23 protein-coding genes and 1 pseudogene are annotated in these 21051 nt (G+C 68.2%); 8 read left to right on the forward strand and 16 right to left on the reverse strand.

Features of this window, described 5'->3' with window-relative positions:
- Positions 1-39: 39 nt before the first annotated feature.
- The 3 genes from LFM09_RS37060 to LFM09_RS37070 are packed head-to-tail and all read left to right on the forward strand — an operon-like array spanning position 40 to position 2616.
- Positions 40-1089 (forward strand): LLM class F420-dependent oxidoreductase, encoded by a 1050-nt coding sequence (locus tag LFM09_RS37060; protein WP_414101270.1) that lies wholly within the window; start codon positions 40-42, stop codon positions 1087-1089.
- Positions 1086-1913 (forward strand): undecaprenyl-diphosphate phosphatase, encoded by an 828-nt coding sequence (locus LFM09_RS37065; protein WP_414101271.1) that lies wholly within the window; start codon positions 1086-1088, stop codon positions 1911-1913. Before LFM09_RS37060 ends, LFM09_RS37065 begins: the two co-directional genes overlap by 4 nt.
- A gap of 10 nt (positions 1914-1923) precedes the next feature.
- Positions 1924-2616: a histidine phosphatase family protein gene (locus tag LFM09_RS37070; RefSeq protein ID WP_414101272.1), complete on the forward strand. Its 693-nt coding sequence runs from the start codon at positions 1924-1926 to the stop codon at positions 2614-2616.
- On the opposite strand, the gene LFM09_RS37075 is transcribed toward LFM09_RS37070, so the two are convergent.
- Positions 2588-3766, reverse strand: coding sequence for an RNA polymerase sigma factor (locus LFM09_RS37075; RefSeq protein WP_414101273.1), 1179 nt, complete (start codon positions 3764-3766; stop codon positions 2588-2590). The genes LFM09_RS37070 and LFM09_RS37075 overlap by 29 nt on opposite strands.
- Positions 3763-4137, reverse strand: coding sequence for a YciI family protein (locus LFM09_RS37080; RefSeq protein WP_414101274.1), 375 nt, complete (start codon positions 4135-4137; stop codon positions 3763-3765). Before LFM09_RS37080 ends, LFM09_RS37075 begins: the two co-directional genes overlap by 4 nt.
- Before the next feature lie 105 nt (positions 4138-4242).
- Between LFM09_RS37080 and LFM09_RS37085 the strand changes: the two genes are divergently transcribed.
- The gene (locus LFM09_RS37085) at positions 4243-4692 is read left to right on the forward strand and encodes a YybH family protein (RefSeq protein ID WP_414101275.1); all 450 of its coding nucleotides are present in this window, start codon (positions 4243-4245) and stop codon (positions 4690-4692) included.
- A 71-nt stretch (positions 4693-4763) separates the two neighbouring features.
- Here the strand turns inward: LFM09_RS37085 and LFM09_RS37090 are convergent, their stop codons facing one another.
- From LFM09_RS37090 to LFM09_RS37110, 5 genes are all read right to left on the reverse strand, one after another.
- On the reverse strand, positions 4764-6239 hold the full coding sequence (locus LFM09_RS37090; RefSeq protein WP_414101276.1) for a M4 family metallopeptidase: 1476 nt from the start codon (positions 6237-6239) through the stop codon (positions 4764-4766).
- Positions 6240-6605: 366 nt separating this feature from the next.
- Positions 6606-7724 carry a site-specific integrase gene (locus LFM09_RS37095; protein WP_414101277.1) on the reverse strand — a complete coding sequence of 373 codons (1119 nt, stop codon included), beginning with the start codon at positions 7722-7724 and terminating at the stop codon, positions 6606-6608.
- Entirely contained in the window at positions 7721-8758 is a 1038-nt protein-coding gene (locus tag LFM09_RS37100; RefSeq protein ID WP_414101278.1) for a threonine aldolase family protein, read from the reverse strand. The genes LFM09_RS37095 and LFM09_RS37100 overlap by 4 nt, the downstream gene beginning before the upstream one ends.
- Before the next feature lie 83 nt (positions 8759-8841).
- Positions 8842-9213, reverse strand: a complete 372-nt coding sequence (locus tag LFM09_RS37105; protein ID WP_414101279.1) for a DUF4180 domain-containing protein — start codon at positions 9211-9213, stop codon at positions 8842-8844.
- 92 nt (positions 9214-9305) lie between these two features.
- On the reverse strand, positions 9306-9536 hold the full coding sequence (locus tag LFM09_RS37110) for a hypothetical protein (protein WP_414101280.1): 231 nt from the start codon (positions 9534-9536) through the stop codon (positions 9306-9308).
- 229 nt (positions 9537-9765) lie between these two features.
- Here LFM09_RS37110 and add point away from each other — a divergent pair, with 229 nt between their 5' ends.
- Positions 9766-10740, forward strand: coding sequence for an adenosine deaminase (gene add / locus LFM09_RS37115; RefSeq protein ID WP_414101281.1), 975 nt, complete (start codon positions 9766-9768; stop codon positions 10738-10740).
- Here add and LFM09_RS37120 read toward each other — a convergent pair.
- The 5 genes and pseudogenes from LFM09_RS37120 to LFM09_RS37140 all read right to left on the reverse strand — a co-directional run bounded on the left by LFM09_RS37120 (position 10707) and on the right by LFM09_RS37140 (position 12759).
- The gene (locus tag LFM09_RS37120) at positions 10707-11033 is read right to left on the reverse strand and encodes a hypothetical protein (protein ID WP_414101327.1); all 327 of its coding nucleotides are present in this window, start codon (positions 11031-11033) and stop codon (positions 10707-10709) included. The genes add and LFM09_RS37120 overlap by 34 nt on opposite strands.
- Positions 11033-11242: a hypothetical protein gene (locus tag LFM09_RS37125; RefSeq protein ID WP_414101328.1), complete on the reverse strand. Its 210-nt coding sequence runs from the start codon at positions 11240-11242 to the stop codon at positions 11033-11035. Before LFM09_RS37125 ends, LFM09_RS37120 begins: the two co-directional genes overlap by 1 nt.
- A gap of 17 nt (positions 11243-11259) precedes the next feature.
- A pseudogene (locus LFM09_RS37130) lies at positions 11260-11634 on the reverse strand (DUF4240 domain-containing protein); the annotation flags it as partial.
- A 202-nt stretch (positions 11635-11836) separates the two neighbouring features.
- Positions 11837-12475 carry a DUF4240 domain-containing protein gene (locus LFM09_RS37135; protein ID WP_414101325.1) on the reverse strand — a complete coding sequence of 213 codons (639 nt, stop codon included), beginning with the start codon at positions 12473-12475 and terminating at the stop codon, positions 11837-11839.
- A complete protein-coding gene (locus tag LFM09_RS37140; protein WP_414101282.1) occupies positions 12475-12759 on the reverse strand; it encodes a hypothetical protein in 285 nt (94 codons plus the stop codon). Before LFM09_RS37140 ends, LFM09_RS37135 begins: the two co-directional genes overlap by 1 nt.
- 76 nt (positions 12760-12835) lie before the next feature.
- On the opposite strand from LFM09_RS37140, the gene hrpA reads away from it, so the two are divergent.
- Together hrpA and LFM09_RS37150 are read left to right on the forward strand one after the other, a co-directional pair.
- Positions 12836-16702, forward strand: a complete 3867-nt coding sequence (gene hrpA / locus LFM09_RS37145; RefSeq protein ID WP_414101283.1) for an ATP-dependent RNA helicase HrpA — start codon at positions 12836-12838, stop codon at positions 16700-16702.
- 18 nt (positions 16703-16720) lie between these two features.
- Positions 16721-17275, forward strand: coding sequence for a hypothetical protein (locus LFM09_RS37150; protein WP_414101284.1), 555 nt, complete (start codon positions 16721-16723; stop codon positions 17273-17275).
- Between the two features lie 255 nt (positions 17276-17530).
- Here the strand turns inward: LFM09_RS37150 and LFM09_RS37155 are convergent, their stop codons facing one another.
- Positions 17531-17866, reverse strand: coding sequence for a winged helix-turn-helix transcriptional regulator (locus LFM09_RS37155; protein WP_414101285.1), 336 nt, complete (start codon positions 17864-17866; stop codon positions 17531-17533).
- 24 nt (positions 17867-17890) lie between these two features.
- On the opposite strand from LFM09_RS37155, the gene LFM09_RS37160 reads away from it, so the two are divergent.
- Positions 17891-18250, forward strand: a complete 360-nt coding sequence (locus LFM09_RS37160) for a YybH family protein (protein WP_414101286.1) — start codon at positions 17891-17893, stop codon at positions 18248-18250.
- Here the strand turns inward: LFM09_RS37160 and LFM09_RS37165 are convergent.
- The 3 genes from LFM09_RS37165 to LFM09_RS37175 are packed head-to-tail and all read right to left on the reverse strand — an operon-like array spanning position 18219 to position 21001.
- Entirely contained in the window at positions 18219-18983 is a 765-nt protein-coding gene (locus tag LFM09_RS37165; protein WP_414101287.1) for an ATP-binding cassette domain-containing protein, read from the reverse strand. The two genes, LFM09_RS37160 and LFM09_RS37165, sit on opposite strands and share 32 nt — an antisense overlap.
- Positions 18980-19981 carry an ABC transporter permease gene (locus tag LFM09_RS37170; protein WP_414101288.1) on the reverse strand — a complete coding sequence of 334 codons (1002 nt, stop codon included), beginning with the start codon at positions 19979-19981 and terminating at the stop codon, positions 18980-18982. Before LFM09_RS37170 ends, LFM09_RS37165 begins: the two co-directional genes overlap by 4 nt.
- 3 nt (positions 19982-19984) lie before the next feature.
- Complete coding sequence (locus LFM09_RS37175; protein ID WP_414101289.1) at positions 19985-21001, reverse strand: sugar ABC transporter substrate-binding protein; 1017 nt, start codon at positions 20999-21001, stop codon at positions 19985-19987.
- Positions 21002-21051: the final 50 nt, after the last annotated feature.

The raw sequence follows: 21051 nt of genomic DNA on the forward strand, positions 1-21051 counted from the left end.
GCCTGGCAATCGGTGTTACTGACCGGTAGGGTCTCGCCCGTGAAGCTCGGACTGAACCTCGGATACTGGGGCGCCGGCAACGACGCCGCGAACCTTGAGCTGGCCAAAGAGGCCGACCGCCTCGGCTTTTCGGTGGTGTGGGCCGCGGAGGCCTACGGCTCCGACGCGCCGACGGTGCTCGCGTGGGTGGCCGCGCAGACCGAACGCATCGACGTCGGTAGCGCGATCTTCCAGATCCCGGCGCGGACGCCTGCGATGGCCGCGATGACCGGTGCCACGTTGGACACGTTGTCGGGTGGCCGGTTCCGGATGGGCCTGGGTGTGTCGGGTCCGCAGGTGTCGGAGGGCTGGCACGGTGTGCGGTTCGACAAGCCGTTGGCGCGCACGCGTGAGTACGTGGAGATCGTGAAGAAGGCTCTCACGCGCGAGAAGCTGCGCTACGAGGGTGAGCACTACACGCTCCCGTTGCCCGATGGTCCCGGTAAGGCGTTGCAGCTGACGGTGCACCCCGTGCGGGAGAAGATTCCGATCTACCTGGCGGCGGTGGGTCCGAAGAACCTGGAGCTCACGGGTGAGATCGCGGACGGCTGGCTCGCGGTGTTCTTCTCGCCGGAGCACTCGGCGGACTCGATCGCGTCGGTGAAGGCCGGGCGGGAGAAGGCCGGTCTGACGATGGACGGCTTCGACGTCGTTCCGACGGCGCCGTTGATCGTGGGCGACGACTGGAAGGCCTGCGCCGACCCGGTTCGCGCGTATGCCGCGCTGTACGTGGGCGGTATGGGCTCCCGGAAGCAGAACTTCTACAACAACCTGATGGTGCGCATGGGTTTCCCGGATCAGGCCGAGGAGATCCAGGAGAAGTACCTGGCCCGCGACTACGCCGGTGCCATGGCGGCGATCCCGCTGGAGTTCCTGGACTCCACGTCGCTGCTGGGCCCGAAGGAGCGCATAGCAGACAAGATGAAGGCGCTCGCTGCCGCGGGGGTCACCACGCTGTCCGTTTCGCCGATGCTGCAAGATCTCGAGCAGGGGATCGCGGGCCTTCGCACCGCGGCCGAAGCTTTGGATCTGGCAGGAGTGGGTAGTTGAGCTGGTTGCAGGCTCTGGTCCTCGGACTGGTCCAAGGACTGACGGAATTCCTGCCGATTTCCAGCAGTGCGCACCTGCGCATCACGTCGACGTTGTTCTTCAACAACGACGCGGGCGCTTCGTTCACCGCGGTCATCCAGCTGGGTACCGAGGTGGCGGTGCTGATCTACTTCGCCAAGGACATCGGGCGCTTCATCAGCGCCTGGTTCCGCGGCTTGTTCAACGCCGAGGCGCGCAAGGAGAAGGACTACAAGCTCGCCTGGTACGTGATCATCGGTTCCGTGCCGATCTCGGTTCTCGGTTATCTGCTCAAGGACGAGATCCGGACGTCGGCGCGGAACCTGTGGATCACCGCGACGATGCTGGTGGTGTTCGGTCTGCTGCTGGGTCTGGCTGACCAGCTGGCGAAGCACCAGCGTGACGAGTTGCGGATGAAGGACGCGATCGGGATGGGTCTGGCGCAGGCGCTGGCGCTCATCCCGGGCGTGTCGCGTTCGGGTGGCACGTTGACGGCGGGTCTGTTCCTGGGTCTGACGCGTGAGGCGGCGGCGCGGTACTCGTTCCTGCTGGCGATTCCGGCGGTGTTCGGGGCGGGGTTGTTCTCGATTCCGGACGTGCTGGAGCGCACCGGTGAGGGTGTGCAGGCGTCGATTCCGCAGATGATCGTGGCGACGCTGATCTCGTTCGTGGTGGGGTACGCGACGATCGCGTGGCTGCTGAAGTACGTTTCGAAGCACTCGTACTCGGCGTTCGTGTGGTACCGGTTGATGCTGGGTCTGGTGCTGATGGGGCTGCTGTCGATGGGATTGCTGCAGCCGATCTAAGGTGGGTGTCGTGGCCACTGTGATCCTGCTTCGACATGCTCGTTCGACTGCCAACGGTTCCGGTGTGCTCGCCGGGCGGTCGTCGGGTGTCGGTTTGGACGAACGCGGGCAGGCTCAGGCCACGGCTCTCGTCTCGCGTTTGAAGGACGTTCCGGTCGCCGCTGTCGTGTCGTCTCCTCTGCAGCGTTGTGAGGAGACGTTGGCGCCGTTGCTGGCGGATCGGGAGCTGGAGGCGGTCGCGGAGCCGGATGTGTCCGAAGTGGACTACGGCGCGTGGACCGGCAAGGCGTTGAAGGACCTGTTCAGCGAGCCGTTGTGGGCGGTGGTGCAGCAGCACCCGTCCGCGGCTGTTTTCCCTGAGGGTGAAGGGCTCGCGCACGTTCAGGCGCGTGCTGTGGCTGCGGTGCGCGCGCATGACGCGCGGATCACCGAGGAGCACGGTCCTGGTGCGGTGTGGGTGCTGTGCTCGCACGGTGATGTGATCAAGGCTGTGCTGGCGGACGCGTTGGGTGTGCACCTGGACGGGTTCCAGCGGATCGTGGTCGATCCTTGCTCGATCTCGGTCGTGCAGTACACGCAGACGCGGCCGTTCGTGTTGCGGGTGAACGACAACGGTGGTGACCTCACCGGTGTGGTGCCTCAGGCGCCGCCGCAGGAGGAGCCGTCGTCGGACGCTACTGTGGGCGGCGCGACCGGGACCTGAGGTAGCGCTGCTCGGGCACGCTCAGCGTCCGTTTCGCGGCCTTCTCGTACTCTTCGCGTGCCTGGTCGTGTTCTCCTTGCAGGTCGAGGAGATGTGCTTTCACGGCGTGCACGCGGTAATGGTCGAGGTCTAATGTGGACAGTTCTTGTAGTGCTTGCTGCGGTCCGTGGACCATCGCGACCGCGACGATCCGGTTCAGCGCGATCATCGGGCCGGGTGCGGTGACTGTGAGCAGTTCGTAGAGGCCGAGGATCTCGTGCCAGTCGGTGTCTTCGGCGGTTTTGGCGTCCGCGTGCACGGCCGCGATCGCCGCCTGCAGCTGGTACGGGCCGATTTCCGCGGTGTTGAGGGCTTTCTGGATGAGTTCGGTGCCTTCGGCGATGGCGGTGTGGTCCCACTTCTCGCGGTCCTGCTCCGCGAGCGGGATCAGCGCGCCTTGGGCGTCGGTGCGGGCGGGCCGGCGCGCGTCGGTGAGCAGCATCAACGCCAGCAACCCGGCGAGCTCACCGTCGTCGGGCCTCCTGCGGTGCAGCTGGCGGGTCAGCCGGATCGCTTCGGCGGTGAGGTCGACCCTGACCAGGTCGTCGCCCGAGCTCGCGGTCGAGCCCTCGGTGAAGATCAGGTACAGCACGTGCAGCACCGCGGTCAGGTCTTTGGGCGCCCGGAACTTGGCGCCCTTGACCTTCTGCTTCGCGCGGCTGATCCGTTGTGCCACCGTCGCTTCCGGCACGAGGAACGCCCGCGCGATCTCCGCCGTCGTCAGGCCTCCGACCGCTCTGAGCGTGAGGGCGATCTGCGAGGCCGTCGTGAGGCTTTCGTGGCAGCACAACGCGAGGATCGTGAGCGTGTCGTCCTGCGCCGGCACCAGGTCCGGCCGTGCGGGCGTGAGCGCGACGACCTTCTCCTCGCGTTGACGCCGTGCCGTGTCCGACCGGTACTGCTCGATCCACCTGCGGCTGGCCGCGGTGATGAGCCAGCCCTTGGGGTTGTCCGGCACGCCTTGTTGTGGCCACTGCTGGGCGGCCCCGAGCAACGCCTCCTGCACGGCGTCCTCGCACACGTCGAACTGCCCGTGCCGGCGCACGAGCACGCCGAGGACCTGCGGCGCCAGCTCACGCAGCAGGCCCTCGATGTGTGGCGTGGTCCTCACATGTCGTCCAGCATCGACATGTCCCACACCGGCCGGACCTCGATGCCGTCGTTGTGCACGTCGGGCAGCGTCGCGGCGTGGGCGATGACCTGGTCGATCGTGTCGGCCTCGACCAGGTAGAACCCGGCCAGGTACTCCTTGGCCTCGGCGAACGGCCCGTCGGTGACGACGACCTCGCCGTTGCGGATGCTGACACCCTTGCCGGTCTCGGGTCCGGGAAGGCCTTCGCTGACGACCAGTTCCCCGGACGCCCGCAGCTTGTCGGTGAGGTCGTAGTGCGCCTGCCCGAACTGCATCTGCTGCTCGTCGGTCAGCTTCTCCCACGCGGCCCGCGACTTCGGGTTGCTGTAGATCAGGATCAGGTACTTCACGTCGGCCTCCGCTGGCTCGGCTGCAAAAAATCTTCTCACCGCCATGTCGAGACCGCGGGCCGTGCCTCGACATCGGTGTGTCAGCCGACCTTGGAGGTTTTCGAGATGACTCACACGCTGGTGCAGGACGAGACCGCGATCCTTGCGCTGTTCACCGACCTGGAGGAGGGCATGAGGGACCGCTCGCCTTCGCGCGTCGTCGCCCGCTACGCCGAGGACGCGGTGACGTTCACGCTGGCCCCGCCGCTGCGCAACACCGGCCTGGACGCCCGCGACCCGGAGGCCGTGGCGGGCTGGATGGCCGGGTTCGACGGGCCGATCACGATCGAGCACCGTGACCTGTCGGTGGCCGTGTCCGGCGACGTGGCGTTCGTGCACGGGCTGGCGCGGATGGCGGCGGTCCCGGTCGGATACCCCGAGGGGTTCTCCATGTGGATGCGCACGACGGTGGGGCTGCGGCGGCGGGACGGGCGGTGGCTGGTCGCGCACGAGCACAACTCGACGCCGTTCTACATGGACGGATCGTTCTTGGCGGCGACCGACCTGGAGCCGTGAGCACAGAAAAACGCCGGGGCCCGGACCGTGCAGGGGGTGCGGTCCGGGCCCCGGTCTTCTTGGTGGCGGGTCTACTTGACGTTCACCGCTGCCCAAGCCCGGTTGACCGCCGCGTACTCGGCGCTGCCGGCGCCGTACAGGTCGGTCGCCGCCGCGAGCGTGCCCGTGCGGGCCGCGGCGTACTTGGTGCTGGAGGTGAACTTCGTGGTCAGCGCGCGGTACCAGATCTTCTCGGCCTTGGCGCGGCCGATGCCGGTGACGGGCTGGTTGTCGATCGTGGGGGAGTCGTAGGCGACGCCGTTGATCGTCTTGGCGCCGCTGCCCTCGGAAAGCAGGTAGAAGAAGTGGTTGGCGATGCCCGAGGAGTAGTGCACGTCGACGTTTCCAGCACTTGCGGACCAGTAGTCGAGGCTGCGGCCGTCCTTGGAGGGCTTGTCCATGTAGCGCAGCGGTTTGCCGTCGCCTCGGATGTTGATCTTCTCGCCGATCAGGTAGTCGCCGACGTCGGCGGCGTTCGCGGCGTAGAACTCCGTGGTGGAGCCGAAGATGTCGCTGGTGGCCTCGTTGAGGCCGCCGGACTCGCCGGAGTAGACCAGGCCCGCGGTCGCCGAGGTGACGCCGTGCGACATCTCGTGCGCCGCGACGTCGATCGAGGTCAGCGGGTTGCGGTTCTGCGCGCCGTCGCCGTAGGTCATGCAGAAGCAGGAGTCCGACCAGAAGGCGTTGCTGTAGTTGTTGCCGTAGTGGACCTTGCTCAGCGCGCCGACGCCGTTGTTCTTGATGCCGCTGCGGCCGTGGACGTTCTTGTAGTAGTCCCACGTCTTCGCGGCGCCGAACGCCGCGTCGACACCGGCGGTCGCCTTGTCGGTGTAGGTGCCGTTGCCCCACTTGTTGTCGGCGTCGGTGAACAACGTGCCGGTGCCCGAGGAGTTGTTCAGGTTGTTGACGGCCTGGTTGCCGCGGGCCGGGTCCTTGAGCTGGAACGTGGAGCCGGACTGGGTCGTGGAGAGCGGGACGGTGCCGCTGAAGGTGGACTGGCCGGTGCCCTCGGCGACGTGGATGTCGTCGTAGGTCAGCAGCGTCTCACCGGTCTTGGCGTCGGTGAACGTGTGCAGCTCGCTGGGCGTCTGGTCGTCCTTGACGCTGTGCTTCACCGTCTCCCACGCGAGCACCGGGGCGTGGTCCAGCGCGAACACCACGAGCTTCGCGTCGCTTGCGGCGGCGATGGTGGGCGCCGAAGTGTCGAGGCCGGCGAGGGAGGCCTCGTTCGCCTTCGTGACGCCCGTGACCTTGCCGGCCTTCTGCGCGACGACCAGGTCGCCGCCGATGACCTTCAGGCCGTTGAGGGTCCGGTCGAACCGCAGGTGATGCGTGCCGTCGGCGTCGCGCACGACGTCACGCGGCACGAGCTGCTCACCGCCGGAGAGGCCGAGGGCGGTGGAGGTCGTCCCCGCCGGCTCGGCCGCTTGTGCTCCGAACGTGCCCGTGGCGGCCAGCGCCGCCGCGGACATCAGGGCAGTCGTGATGCCCAGGGTTTTGCGCTTCATGAACGCTCCTTGTTCCGGTGCAGGGGGCGTTCGCTCCGGCGTTACAGGGGTGCCGGGTCGAACTCCGTGGAACAGCCCGACCATCGTCGCGATGACCGGGCGTGGTGATCGTATTGCGCTGAGTGCATGGGAAGGGGCACTCCCAAAGTGCGAGATTGCTTCACGAATTGAGCTGCTTCGCTGGTCAGGAGATCGGCTTTTGCCCGAATGGTGGAACAAAAGAGCAGCTCAACCAGCGTGGAAACACGGCGGAAACTTTCGGGGTCGCGCGTGCATTCGGGGGAGCCTGCTGATCTTTTTGGTGCAGCCCTACCGGCGGGGATCTTGTTTAGAGTTAACCGCCCGCGATGAGACCTGGCTCACAAATCACAGGCCCAAACGGGTGACCGCGTTGTCTTCCAGCGGGTTCGCGGTCCGGATGTAGCGGTGCACGGTGCGCGGATTGGTCCACCGCCCCTGCCGCATGATCTCCCGGTCGCTCGCCCCGCCCAGCGCCGCCTGCGTCGCGAATCCCGCCCGCAGCGAATGCCCGCCGAACAACGCCGGATCAAGCCCCGCCTTCTCCGCGTACCGCTTCACCAGCTCGGCCACCGCGCGCCCGGACATCGCCTTCCCGCCGACGCCACCGTGCCGGTTGATCACCGGGAACAGCGCGCCCGCGTGCCGGGTCTTCTCGTAGCCGTGGCAGCGGTGCAGCCCGGTCTCGCTGATCGGCCTGTTGTCGAGGACGTCCGCCCAGTCCGCGAACGCGCACACCGGACACGTCGGCCGCCGGCTCCCGCGCGGCAGCACCACCATCTGCTGATGCTTGCCCGTCTGGTCCGTCTTCGTCGTCCCCAGCCGGATCAGCAGCAACGGCTCGTGCGTGCGCGGATCCACCTCCACCGACACGTCCTCGAACTCGATCTGCGCGAGCTCACTTCGTCTGAGCGCCCCCGCGAACCCCACGAGCAGCAGCAGGGCATCCCGGGTACGTGCGGGTCCTTCGTCCGGGCGTTCGCTGAGGAGCGCCTCAAGAGTGTCGAGCAGCACGGGCCGTTTGCGCCTGGGCTGCGACTTGCGTGTGCGCCGGATACCTCGCAGCGTCAACCGCACGACATCGCTGCGCGTCGGGCTCGGCAACCCGTTCGCCGCGTGCACCGCCGAGATCGCCGCGGACTTCCGTTCCAGCGTCGAAGCCCCGAACGCCGGCGACCCGTCCGCCTTCACCGTGTCCGCCGCGGCCGCCAGATACACCGCCACGTCCAGCGGATCCGCCGGCAACGCCTGCCGGTTCTCCGCCTGGCACCAGCCCGCCCACGCGATCCAGTCCGACCGGTACGCCCGCACGGTGTTCGGCGACTGCGCGCTGCGCAGGTAGTTGCTCAGCGACGCCGCCTGCTCGTCGTCGAACCGCTGACGCACCTTCGCCAGCGCGTCCACGTCGATCAGCACCGAGTGCGACACCCGCACCAGCGCGTGCTGAACGGGTTCGGGCAGGCTCACACCCGCGATGGTAGCCCTCTGATCAACTCCGCGACCTCGCGCGGCGTGAACTCCAGCGCGTTGACCCCCACGCTGATCTCGAAGCTGCACCGGCGTTCGTCCGGATTGCTGCGCGCGTACAGGAACAGCTTGATCCCGGTCTCTTCGCTCAGGTTCTCCATCGCCTGCTGGGCCTTGTCACGCGGCATCGGCAGATGGACGTGGAACAGGGGAGTCAGCGGCGTTTCCGGCGTGGTGTGCGCGAACCCGTCGTCGTTGATCGCCTTCGCCAGCTCTTGGGCGTGGCTCTTGAACTCCCGCATCCGCGGCAGGTTCTCGTCCATGCCCATCAACGCGATCGCCGCCAACGGCCACGCGTCCGCGATCGCCCCGCCCAGCCTGCGCCGCCACACCTCCGCGTGCCCGATCGTCTCCTCGTCACCCGCGAGCACCGCGCCCCGGACACCTTCGAGTCCTTTGTAGAGCGACACGTACACGGTGTCGAAAAGCCCCGCGACGTTTTGTTCGTACGCGGTCTGCGCCTCCCAGATCCGCGCGCCGTCGCAGTGCGTTTTGACGCCGTTCTGCTTCGCCCACCGGGTTTGCGCTTCGAGCTCCTCGAACGTCGGCAGCCGGCCGCCGATGTCGCGTTGCGGCAGCTCGATGACGATCGCGGCGAGCGGTTCGCGGACGGCCTTCAGGTCGTCGAGGGTGAGCAGCGCGTGGCGGTCGCCCGCCGGATGGAACCGCAGCCCGTGCACCGCGCTGTACCCCTGGTTCTCCCACACGTGCAGATGCGACTGCGGATGCCCCGCGAACGCGTGCTTCTTCGTCGCCTCCGCGTGCACCCTCAGCGCCGTCTGCTGCGCCATCGTCCCCGACGGGAAGAACAACGCTTTCGGTTTGCCGAGCAGGCCCGCGACCCGTTCCTCCAGCTCCCGCACCGGATCCTCCGGCGCGGTACCCGGCGTGACCCGCTCGGCGAGCCTGCGCAGCACCTCGTGCGGGGACCGGCGCGGGCCGGCGTGGTTCGACAGCGAGCGACGGATGTCCATGCCCGCGAGCCTACTTGTTGCAAGTAATTGGCAATAGACTCTCTGTCGTGGTCAGACGGCTGCTTTGAGTGACGCCTCGCGGTTCAGGCGGCCGCTTTGAGCCGCGCATCCAGCTCTGCCTCGTCCGCCACGAACCACAGCTGCCGCCCCCGGTTCGACTCGTACACGAAGTCCCGCAACGCCGTGCTCGCCTCCACGTGCCGCGCGATGTCCCCGACCACCACGACCCGGAACCCGTACTGCTGCAGCTTCTGCACCACCGCGCCCGCGACCCGTGTGCGCAACACGAAGAAGTCCTCGGTCAGGCGCGCCACCGGCAACACCAGCCACTGCACGTCCTGACCCCACAACGTGGCCATGAGGTCCACAGCGGACTGCTCGTCACCGATCGGCGGCCCGTCCGGCGCACACATGAGGACCGTCGCGCCGTGGCGCGTCTGCACAACATCAGGCATGGCCCGGAACTTAGCCGCGCCCGAGGCTCGCTGTCGCGGCGAATACCGGACAGCGGACGATCAAGGGTTTGCCAGGGCCGGACATCGGACGATCAAGGCTTGCCAGGGTGAGCGCACGCGAGCGGCATCTCGCTCGCCGCCGCCGAACCCGGGGTGCGTGCGGCGGTTGGGCTGGTCGGCGGACCGAGAACCTCACGCGCGGCGCGGCGACCGTGACGGTTCCGGTGCGGTTCCTGCTGCAGTGAGACGACCAGCTCGTCGCAGACCTCCATGTCGTCCGCACCCCGCGCTCCGCCTTCCTTGCGGGGGAGGCGGTTGATCATGTTTTCAGGACATCTACCTGACGGCGTCAGGCGTGGATCCGGACAGAGTTCACCCGTCCGGGTGGCCCGCTGCCGTGCCGAGCCCCCGCGCCGTGCTGAGCTCTCGGCCGTGCTGAGCCCTGCGGCGGGCCGAACCCCGCAGCCGGCCGTACTCCTCGGCGGGCCGTACTCCTCGGCGGGCCGGAAAATGCCGGGCGCGCGGTGAGGGGGCTGGGTAGCGTCGCGCCACATGCGTGATCTTGCGACGTTGCCCAAGGCGCACCTGCACGTGCACCTGGAGAGCACGGTGCGGCCCGGCACCCTGGTTGAGCTCGCGGACGAGCACGGGGTCGAGGTCGCGCCGCTCACCGGGCCGTTCGACGGGTTCGGGCCCTTTGCCGCGCACAACGGGCTTGTGCGGGACTGCCTGCGGCGGCCGGAGGACTTCAGCCGGATCGCGTTCGAGTTCTGCGCCGAGGAAGCAGCGCAGGGGACTCGGTACGCCGAGGTCACGTTCACCGCGGCTGCGCACGGGGAACGGCTCGGGGATCCGGACATGCCGCTCGAGGCGGTGCTCTCCGGGCTCGCCGCAGGACAGGCCGCCCACGGCATCGAGTGCCGTGTGATCGTGGACCACCCCAGGAGGCGGTCGGTCGCGCGGTTCGCGGACTCGCTTCGGCTCGCCGTCGCACACCCGATGGTGGTGGCCATCGGGATGGCCGGGGCGGAGGACTACCCGCTCGGGCCGTTCGCCGCCGTGTTCCGGGCCGCGAAAGAAGCCGGCGTCGGGCTCGTGCACCACGCGGGGGAGAGCTGCGGGGCGCCGAGCGTCGCGGAGGCGGTGACCGTCGGGCTCGCCGACCGGATCGGGCACGGGTTCCGGGCGCTGGAGGACCCGGAGGTCGTCGCGCTGCTCAGGGATCGTGCCGTTCCGCTCGAAGTGTGTCCGTCGTCCAACGTCGCGCTGGGACTGGTCGAAAAGCTCTCCTCTCATCCGTTGCCACTGCTGATGGACGCAGGGCTGACCGTCACGCTCAGCACCGACATCCCGGCCTCGACCGGCGCCACGCTCACCGGCGAGTACGAGTCACTGCGCGACGAGCTCGGGTTCGACGACGACACCATCGCGGAGATCGCGACCAACGCCGTCGACGCCTCCTTCGCCGCCGAAGCCACGAAAACCGAGCTGCGTCACGACATCGCCACCTGGCGCGCCGGCTCGTAACAGACCAGGCCGTGCCGGGCCGCCAGCAGTGCCACCAGGTCCAGCACCTGCTGGCGGCCCGGCCACACCACGTGCACGATCACCGCGTCCGCGCCGACGGTCAGCGCCTCGTTCCACGACACCGGCGACGCCGGGTCGGGCGAGGTCTGCCGCAACTCGCGCACGAACGCCGCCACCGCCGTGTCGAACGCACCCAGCGGCGAGGACCTCAGCTCGGCATACCGGGCCGCCGCCTCCGCTGAAGACGCCGGGCCAGGAGCCCGCCACACGGCAACGTCCACGGGCACATCCATCACGCCACCTTCCCGAACAACGCACCCAGCCGCGGAACCCGCGCGGAGACCTCCGCCGGATCCGCGAAATCCCACCGCTCACCCACCGGCTCCGGCGACACCAGAACCCGCAGGCCACGAGAGTCCAGAACAGACTCCAGATCACCGTCGAACGCCTCGGCCGCCCGTAGTCGAGGCCCTCCCAGGCCGGCCAGTCGTCGTCCGCCCACGCGTGCACGCCACCACGCGAAGCCAGCAACCGGACGTGCGGCACATCTGCCAGCGCGTCCGGCGACGAGACGACCGCCTCGAACACCGCACGACCCTGACCGACCAGCCACGCCTGGAAGTAGAAGAACCCGTCGTCCGAGCACAGCCCGCCGCAGATCACGTCGGCCGCCTGCCAATGCGCCCACGTGTCCACCTGCCGCCGCACCTCGTCCAAGCGCAGCGCGAACTCCACGGCCTCCTCGGGAGAGGAGAGAGCGGCGGCCAGCCACTCCAGCCGCTGGTCCTGGTTGGAGGTCTCGACAGCAGACCTCTCGACCAGGGCCCAGAACGCGTTCAGGTCCATGCCCAGCACGCTAGCGAGGGGGTCTGACAATTTTTGGAGCCCTCGCATCGCCGCAGGTCAGGGCGCCTTTGCTGGCTCACAGGCTGGTCCTCGCAGCCGCAGCAGGTCATGGATGGTCCGGCCTCGCCGGATTCAGACCGGCACGGCCAGTCCGCAGGCCAGCGGGGGCGCGGCAGGCGGACGCAGAGGTTCGCGGGGTCGGCGGGCATCAGCGTGAGTGCGGACGCCAAGGGTTCGCGGCACCGGCAGGTCAGGCCGCCTCCTCCATCCCGCGAGCCAGCTCCCACAACCGCGGCAGCCGCACCGCCGCCTCCAACGGCGAGTCCACGTCCCACACCGCGCCCGAGAACGGATCCGCGTCCGTCACCCGGACCCGGCCCAGCACCGCGAGCGCGTTGTCCAGCGAACGGCCCGTCGCCGTGAAGAACGCGTCGTGCGCCACCTGCCCGAGGCCCTCCCACAACGGCCACGCGCCATCAGGCCACGACTCGGCGCCGACCGCCAGCAAAGTCCGCACCGCCGGCACGTCGGCCAGCGCGTCCGGGCACGCCGCGACCGACGCCAGCACCGAGCGGCCCAGGCCCACCAGCCACCACTGGAATGCCAGGAATTGGTCCGCGGAACACAAGCCGTCACACACGACATAAGCCGCGTGAAAGTGTGCATACGTGTTCACGCGACCACGTGACGCGTTTAACAGCGTCTCGAAACCGCAAATGTCGGCAGGCGGCAGCAAAGCCAGCTGCGACGACAGCCACGAGGAACGTTCCTGCTGGTCAGAGGTAACTGAAGCGGATCGGTCGAGAAGTCCCCAGAAGACGTCGAGGTCCATACCCGCAACGTTATCGGAGGGGTCTGACAATTTTCGGCCTGCGCCGATCGGGGGCATCACGCCGCTTTCTCGAACAACGCCCACAACCGCGGAATCCGGTGCGCGATGTCGACCGGGTTCTCCATGTCCACGTCCTCACCGCCGGGCGACACGTCCGACGCCCGCACCTGCCCCCGCGACGACAGCAGGTCGTTCAACGAGCCGCCGAACACCGCGAAGTCGGCGATCTCACCCGCCGGCGACAACACCAGCCGCACAGACCTCCACGCGCGCCGTTCGTCCAGGTCAGACGTCGCGGCAACCGAGTGGCCGACCAGCTTCCCAAAGCCCCCGGCATCCACACCGGCAACGCTGGCGACGGGGTCCGGCAGTTATTGACGCGAGCGATCGCGGCCGTCTGGATATCCTTGAGCGCAAATGGACACCCCGCTCGCTGAACTGCACAAACGCCTGCCCGAGCTCATGCCGCGTGATCAACGCCGGCTCGCCAGGCGCCTCGACGGCGTACGCCGGGTCAAGGACCCGCTCGCGCGCAAGAAGATCACCGAGGAGATCGCCGCCCAGATCGACGAGGCCGCGCTCAAGGTCGCGCTGCGCAGGGAGTCCGTCCCCAAGATCAGCTATCCCGAAGAGCTGCCGGTCAGCCAGCACAAGGACGACATCAAAGCGCTGATCGAGAAGCACCAGGTCGTGATCGTCGCCGGCGAGACCGGCTCCGGCAAGACCACCCAGCTGCCCAAGATCTGCCTGGAGCTCGGCCGCGGCGTCACGGGCCAGATCGGCCACACCCAGCCGCGCAGGATCGCCGCCCGCACAGTGGCCGAACGCGTCGCCGAGGAGCTGAACACCAAGCTCGGCGAGACCGTCGGCTACAAGGTCCGGTTCACCGACCAGTCCGGCGACGACACCCTGGTCAAGCTCATGACCGACGGCATCCTGCTCGCCGAGATCCAGACCGACCGGACCCTGTCCAGGTACGACACGATCATCATCGACGAGGCCCACGAACGCAGCCTCAACGTCGACTTCCTGCTCGGCTACCTCAAGCAGCTGCTCCCGCAACGCCCCGACCTCAAGATCGTGATCACCTCCGCCACGATCGACCCGCAGCGCTTCAGCCAGCACTTCGAGAACGCCCCGGTCATCGAGGTCTCCGGCCGCACCTACCCCGTCGAGACCCGCTACCGGCCGCTCGACGAGGACGACGACCAGACCCAGGGCATCATCAACGCCGTCCACGAACTGCAGGCCGAAGGACCCGGCGACGTCCTCGTGTTCCTGTCGGGAGAACGCGAGATCCGCGACACCGCCGACGCCCTCAAACAAGAAGACCTCAAGAACACCGAGATCCTCCCGCTCTACGCGCGCCTCTCCGTCGGCGAGCAGCACCGGGTCTTCCAGCGGCACACCGGAAGAAGGATCGTCCTGGCGACCAACGTCGCCGAGACCAGCCTCACCGTGCCGGGCATCAAGTACGTCATCGACCCCGGCAACGCCCGCATCTCCCGCTACAGCCACCGCCTCAAGGTCCAGCGCCTGCCGATCGAGCCGATCAGCCAGGCGTCCGCGAACCAGCGCAAGGGCCGCTGCGGCCGCGTCAGCGAAGGCATCTGCATCCGCCTGTACTCCGAGGAGGACTTCGAGGCCCGCCCCGAGTTCACCGACGCGGAGATCCTGCGCACCAACCTGGCCAGCGTCATCCTGCAGATGACCGCCATCGGCCTGGGCGACGTCGCGAAGTTCCCGTTCATCGACCCGCCCGACAGCCGCAACATCAACGACGGCATCGGCCTGCTCCAGGAGCTCGGCGCCATCAACGCCGCCGAGAAGAAGCTCACCCCGACCGGCCGCAAGCTCGCCCAGCTGCCCGTCGACCCGCGCCTGGGACGCATGGTCCTGGAGGCCGACACCACCGGGTGCCTGCGCGAAGTCATGGTCATCGCCGCGGCGCTGTCCATTCAGGACCCCCGCGAACGCCCCGCGGACCAGCAGGAAGCCGCCACCCAGCAGCACGCCAGGTTCGTCGACCAAGAATCCGACTTCGTCACGTTCCTCAACCTCTGGGCCTACCTCAAAGAGCAGCAGAAGGAGCTCAGCGGCAACCAGTTCCGCAAGCGCTGCAAGGCCGAGTTCCTCAACTACCTGCGCGTGCGCGAGTGGCAGGACATCTACCTGCAGCTGCGCCAGGTCGCCAAACAGCTCGGCATGCACCTCAACGAACAGCCCGGCGACCCCCGCAACATCCACATCGCGCTGCTGTCCGGCCTGCTCAGCCACATCGGCGTCAAGGACATCCTCAAGAAGCAGGCACCAGGCGAGAAACGCCGTCCCATGACGGAGTTCCTCGGCGCCCGCAACGCCAAGTTCGCGATCTTCCCCGGCTCCGCGCTGGCCAAGAAGCCCCCGCAGTGGGTCATGGCCGCCGAACTGGTCGAGACCAGCCGCCTGTGGGGCCGCATCGTCGCCAAGATCGAACCCGAATGGGCCGAACGCCTCGGCGAGCACGTCGTCAAACGCCAGTACTCCGAACCGCACTGGGAAACCAAACGCGGCAGCGTCGTCGCGCTGGAGAAGGTCACGCTCTACGGCGTCCCGATCGTGGCCGGCCGCAAGGTCAACTACGGCCGCATCGACCCCGAACTCAGCCGCGAACTGTTCATCCGCCACGCCCTCGTGCAGGGGGAGTGGACCACGCACCACAAGTTCTTCCACACCAACCGCGCGCTGCTCGAAGAGGTCGAGGAGCTCGAGAACCGCGCGCGGCGCCGGGACATCGTCGTCGACGAGGAGACGCTGTTCGAGTTCTACGACCAGCGCGTCGCCGCGGAAGTCGTGTCAGCGCGGCACTTCGACTCGTGGTGGAAGAAGCAGAAGGACAAGAACCAGCTCACCTTCACCAAGGACATGCTGGTCAACGACCGCACCGACGTCAGCCCCGAGCAGTACCCGGACCAGTGGAACCAGGGCGAGCTCACCCTGCCGCTGAGCTACCACTTCGAACCCGGCACGAAGAACGACGGCGTGACCGTCCAGCTCCCGCTGCCGGCGCTCACCACGCTCGACGACGACGCGTTCTCCTGGCAGATCCCCGGTCTGCGCCACGACCTCGTCGTCGCGTTGATCCGATCGTTGCCCAAGCAGATCCGCCGCAACTTCGTGCCCGTCCCCGACGTCGCCACCGCCGTGCTCGCCCGCATCACCCCTGCGGAAACGAGCCTGCTCAACGGCGTCGAACGCGAGCTCAAGGCGCTGACCGGTGTCACCGTGCACCGCGAGGACTGGCAGTTCGACGCCGTCCCCGACCACCTCAAGCTCACCTTCCAGGTCGTCGACGAGAACAACCGCACGCTGGCCGAGGGCAAGGACATCGCCGCGCTCAAGGAAAAGCTGCGCGACGAGGTCCGCGAGTCGCTCAGCCAGGCCGCCGGCCACCTCGAACGCACCGGCCTCACGACCTGGGATTTCGACACGCTGCCGCGCACCATCGAGCAACGGCAGTCCGGCATCACCGTCACCGCCTACCCGTCCCTGGTCGACCAGAGCTCCGCCGTCGCGATCAAGGTCCTCGACACTCCAGGACGGCAGGCCTACGCCCACCGCCGCGGCGTGCGCAGGCTGTTGCTGATGGGCATCAACTCGCCCGTCAAGCACCTGCAACGCCACCTCGACAACGCCGCCAAGCTCGCCCTGACCCGCAACCCCCACGGCGGCGTCGCGAACCTGCTCGCCGACTGCATCATGGCCGCCGTCGACCGCCTCATGGGCGAACCCGCCTGGGACCAGAAAACCTATGCGGCGCAACTGAAAAAGGTCCAGGCCGCGCTCAACGACACCACCTGGGTCGTCGTGCAGGAAGTCCGCAAGGTCCTCGAAGCCGCGCACGAGGCCGAGCTGAAACTCCACGGCCTCAAAGGCGCCCCCGACTCGGTCGCCGACATCCGCGCGCAGCTCAACTCACTGGTGTACAAGGGATTCGTCACCAAGACCGGCTACGACCGGCTGCCGGACCTCGTGCGCTACCTCAAAGGCATCTCGCGCCGCATCGAGAAACTGCCCGAGAACCCGCGCCGCGACCTGGAATGGACCGACAAGGTCCACCAGGTCCACGCCGAGTACCGCGAACTGCGCGCACAGACGCCCGCCGACGAACCCGCGCCCGAGCTCGACGAGATCCGGTGGATGATCGAGGAGCTGCGCCTGTCGTACTTCGCCCAGACCATCGGAACCCGGTACACGGTCAGCGACAAGCGCATCTTCAAGGCATTGGACGCGGTACCGCTGTGAGCGGCGGTACCGTGACGCATGGACGTGAACCCAGGTAAGAAGAGTTGGGTGGTCGGCAGCGGCGGCGGCGACACGTTCACCCTCTACGTGCGCGACGCCCTCGGCATCAGCACTCCCACCGCCGACGCGATCCCGCGCCTCACCCCGCCGGTCCCACGCGTGGACGACCCCGAGGCCACCGAACGCGTCACGCGGGGATGGGACCGCTGGTGGGAGCAGTCCCTGCCCTCACCCGGCTCCCAGCACGTGCGCGGACGCTGGCCCGTCGGCCTGCCCGAACACCTGCACGACGCCTTCCTGCAGTGGAGCGGGGACCCGTCCTCACCGGAAACGACCAGGCAGCGCGACGAGGACCGCCAGCAGTTCTCGGAACTGCTCAACGAGGTCATCGACCAGCTCACCGACGAGCTCGGGCACCCGCCCCTGTTCTCGCTGAGCATGATCGAGATCCCGGTCGAGGGCCAGTTCTGGCGGCGCCTGAGCAAGGACACCGTGCTGGTCTCGGAGAACCTCAAGCGCTCCCGCAACGTCATCGCGCCACTGGAGTCGGTGATCCGCGACCTCGCCGAGTAGCGCCTCAGCCCTCCAGCACAAGCTTCGACGTGGTGCCGGCCACCCGACAGGGCGCCGATGCGCAAGGCCGAACACCTGGGTTCGCGATCCTGGCAGCCCAGCACGAAGGCAAACGGCTGCTGATCCAGACCCTCGAACCCCACTGCATCACGCCGCCGCCGAGGGGCTGGAGACCGACGCGATGCTCGAGTTCCTGCACAGGTTCATCGACCCGCTGCCCTCAGGACAGGCCCTCAACAAACGCCTCGCACTCGACTAGCCGCCCAGCAGCGCCTCACCCGTGCGGTACAGCTGATCCAGCAACGGCCGCAGCAGCACACCCTTCGACGTCAACGCATACGACGTCCGCACCGGGAAACCGGGGGAGCGGGAGCACGACACCAACCCCTGCGCCACCAACGACTCCAGCCGCTCCGTCAGCACCTTCGCGCTCAACGACGGCAGCCCCGCCCGCAACTCCGAGAACGACCGCGGCCCGTCCAGCAGATCCCGCAGCACCAGCGTCGCCCACCGGCCGCTGATCGCCGCCAGCGCCACCTCCACCGGGCAGTCCGCCGACGGCCGGTCCCAGGTCACCGTTTGGTGACCCACTTCAGCGAAGGCAACGCTGTCAGCATGCACCCCATCAGTGTGGCCCACGCGTTCGCCGAAGCGTTCAACGCCAAGGACCCTCACGCCGTCGACGCCGTCTACGAGCCCCGAGGGCTGTTCGTGCCCGAACCCGGCCAGACGGTCAGCGGAGCCGCGCGGCAAGCCGCCAACCAGCGGTTCCTCGACCTCGGCCTGCCCATCACCCTCAACCCCCGGCACGTCTACGAGCACGACGGCATCGCGCTGCTGATCGTCGACTGGACCATCGGCGACGTGACAGGCACCGCCACCGACGTCGCACGCAAAGGCGCGGACGGCCGGTGGCGGTACCTGATCGACAACCCGTTCGGGACTAGCCCGGCGGCTCCATGGCGCCGGTCATGATCGCCACCGCGTCGGACATGGACACGGACTTGGGATCCACCACCGCCTTGCGGCGCCCGAGGCGCTGGATGTGGATCCGGTCCGCGACCTCGAACACGTGCGGCATGTTGTGGCTGATCAGGATCACCGGCAACCCGCGGTCGCGCACCTGCAGGATCAGATCCAGCACCGCCCGCGACTCCCGCACACCCAGTGCCGCGGTCGGCTCGTCCATGATCACCACCCGGCTGCCGAACGCCGCCGCCCGAGCCACCGCCACGGCCTGGCGCTGGCCACCCGAGAGGGTCTCCACCGCCTGGCCCGGGTTCTGGATCGTCATGATCCCCAGCGCGTCGAGCTGCCGGCGCGCCTCCTCCCGCATGCCCTGACGATCCAGCATCCGGAACACCGACCCCAGCACGCCCTTGCGGCGCCGTTCGCGGCCCAGGAACAGGTTCGCCGCGATGTCCAGCGAAGGCGACACCGCCAGCGACTGGTGCACCGTCTCGATGCCGGCCCGCCGCGCGTCGATGGGCGTCGAGAACGACACGGGGGAGCCGTCGACGAAGATCTCGCCCTCGTCCGGCACCACCGCCCCGGCCAGCGCCTTGATCAGCGACGACTTGCCCGCGCCGTTGTCCCCGATCACCGCGAGGATCTCACCGGGCAGCAGCTCCAGGTCCGAGCCCGCCAGCGCCGTCACCTTCCCGTACCGCTTGACCAGGCCACGAGCCTGCAGCACCGGCGTGGTCATGCCTTCACCTTCCTGATCCACTGGTCCAGCGACACGGCCACGATGATCAGCACACCGACCGCCATCGTCTGCCACAGCACGTCGACCCCGGCCAGCGCCAGGCCGTTGCGGAACACACCGACGATCAGGGCGCCGATCAGCGACCCCACCACCGCGCCACGGCCACCGAACAACGACGTCCCGCCGATCACCACGGCCGTGATCGAGTCCAGGTTGTCGGTCTGCCCGGCCTGCGGCGACGCGGAGGCGATCCGGCCGATCAACGTCCACGCGGCCAGCGCGTACACCAGACCGGCGGTCGCGTACACCGAAAGCAGCACCCGTGCGGTCCGGATGCCCGACAGGCGGGACGCCTCGAGGTCGTCGCCGGTGGAGTAGACGTGCCGGCCCCACGCGGTGTTCTTCAAGACGAACGCCATCGCCGCCACCAGCACCACGAGCATGATCGAGCCGTAGGTGATGCGCGTGCCGCCGACGGTGAACGTCTGCCCGGTCCACAGCAGCAGCGACGGCATGTCCGTGCCGCGGATCGTCGCACTGCCCGAGTACCAGAGGTTCAGCGCGAAGAACACGTTCAACGTGCCCAGCGTGACGATGAACGGCGGCAGCTTCAGCCGCGTCACCAGCATCCCGTTGAGCAGCCCGCACACCGTGCCGACCAGGAAACCCAGCAGCAGCGCGGGGAAGCCCGGCAGCCCGGTCTCCGCCGCCACCTTCGCCATCACGATCGACGTCAGCACCATGATCGCGCCGCACGACAGGTCGATGCCGGCCGTGAGGATCACGATCGTCTGCCCGACGGCCAGGGTTCCCACGACCGCGACCTGCTGCAGGATCAACGAGATGTTGCCCGGCGTCAGGAACCGCTCCGACAGCAACGCGAACACGACCACCGACACCAGCAGCACCACCGCCGGCCCGATCGTCGCCTGCGCGTGCAACAGGTGCTGCACGCGCGTCAGCAGCGAGCGGTCCCGCTCCTCCACCACGGTCGTCACAGGTCAGCCCCAGCAGTTCTGCAGGCCGAACGCCGAGTCCTTCGACTCCACGCCCTCCGCCGGCTGGTCGGTGATCAGCGTGACGCCCGTGTCGGTGTCCTTGGGCTTCGAGCCGTCCTTCGCGAACTGCGTCACCGCCTCCACCCCGAGCTGCGCCATCTTCAGCGGGTACTGCTGCGAGGTCGCGCCGATCACGCCGGCCTTGACGTTCTCCACGCCGGGACAGCCGCCGTCCACCGAGACGATCACGACGTCCTTCTCCTTGCCCGCCGCCTTCAACGCCTCGTACGCGCCCGCCGCGGCCGGCTCGTTGATCGTGTAGACCAGGTTGATCCCGGGATCGCGCTGCAGCAGGTTCTCCATCGCGGTGCGGCCACCGGACGGGTCGCCGTTGGTCACGTCGTGGCCCACGATCCGCGGGTCGGACTCGTCACCGATGCGGGTCTTGTCCTTCACGTCGACGCCGAAGCCCTCCAGGAAACCCTGGTCGCGCTGCACGTCCACGGACACCTGGTTCGGGTTCAGGTCCAGCAGCCCGATCTTGGCCTGCTTGCCGTCCTTGGCGAACTTCGCCTTCGCCCACTGCCCGATCAGCAGACCGGCCTTGTAGTTGTCCGTCGCGAACGTCGCGTCCGCGGCACTGGCCGGCTCCAGCTGCGTGTCCAGCGCGATCACCAGCAGACCCGCAGCCCGCGCCTTGTCCACCGACGGCACGATCGCCTTCGAGTCGCTCGGCGTGATCAGGATGCCCTTCGCGCCCGAGGCGATCAGGTTCTCGATCGCGTCGACCTGCGCCTGGTTGTCACCGTCCTGCTTGCCCGCGAACGACTGCACCGTCACACCCGCCGACGAGGCCGCCTGCTGCGCGCCCTCCTTCATCTTCACGAAGAACGGGTTCGTGTCGGTCTTGGTCACCAGGCCGACCAGCGTCCCACCGCCCGACGAACCACCGTTCCCGCAAGCCGCCGCAGCCAGCGTCAGCAACGCCGCCGCCGTCAGCCCGAACGCTCTGCGCGACATGACTCCTCCTACGTCAACGTTGACGTAACGGACCGGACGAAAAGCGGGCC

It is taken from the genome of Lentzea alba (assembly GCF_047445655.1).
GTDB classification, from domain to species: Bacteria; Actinomycetota; Actinomycetes; order Mycobacteriales; family Pseudonocardiaceae; genus Lentzea; species Lentzea alba_A.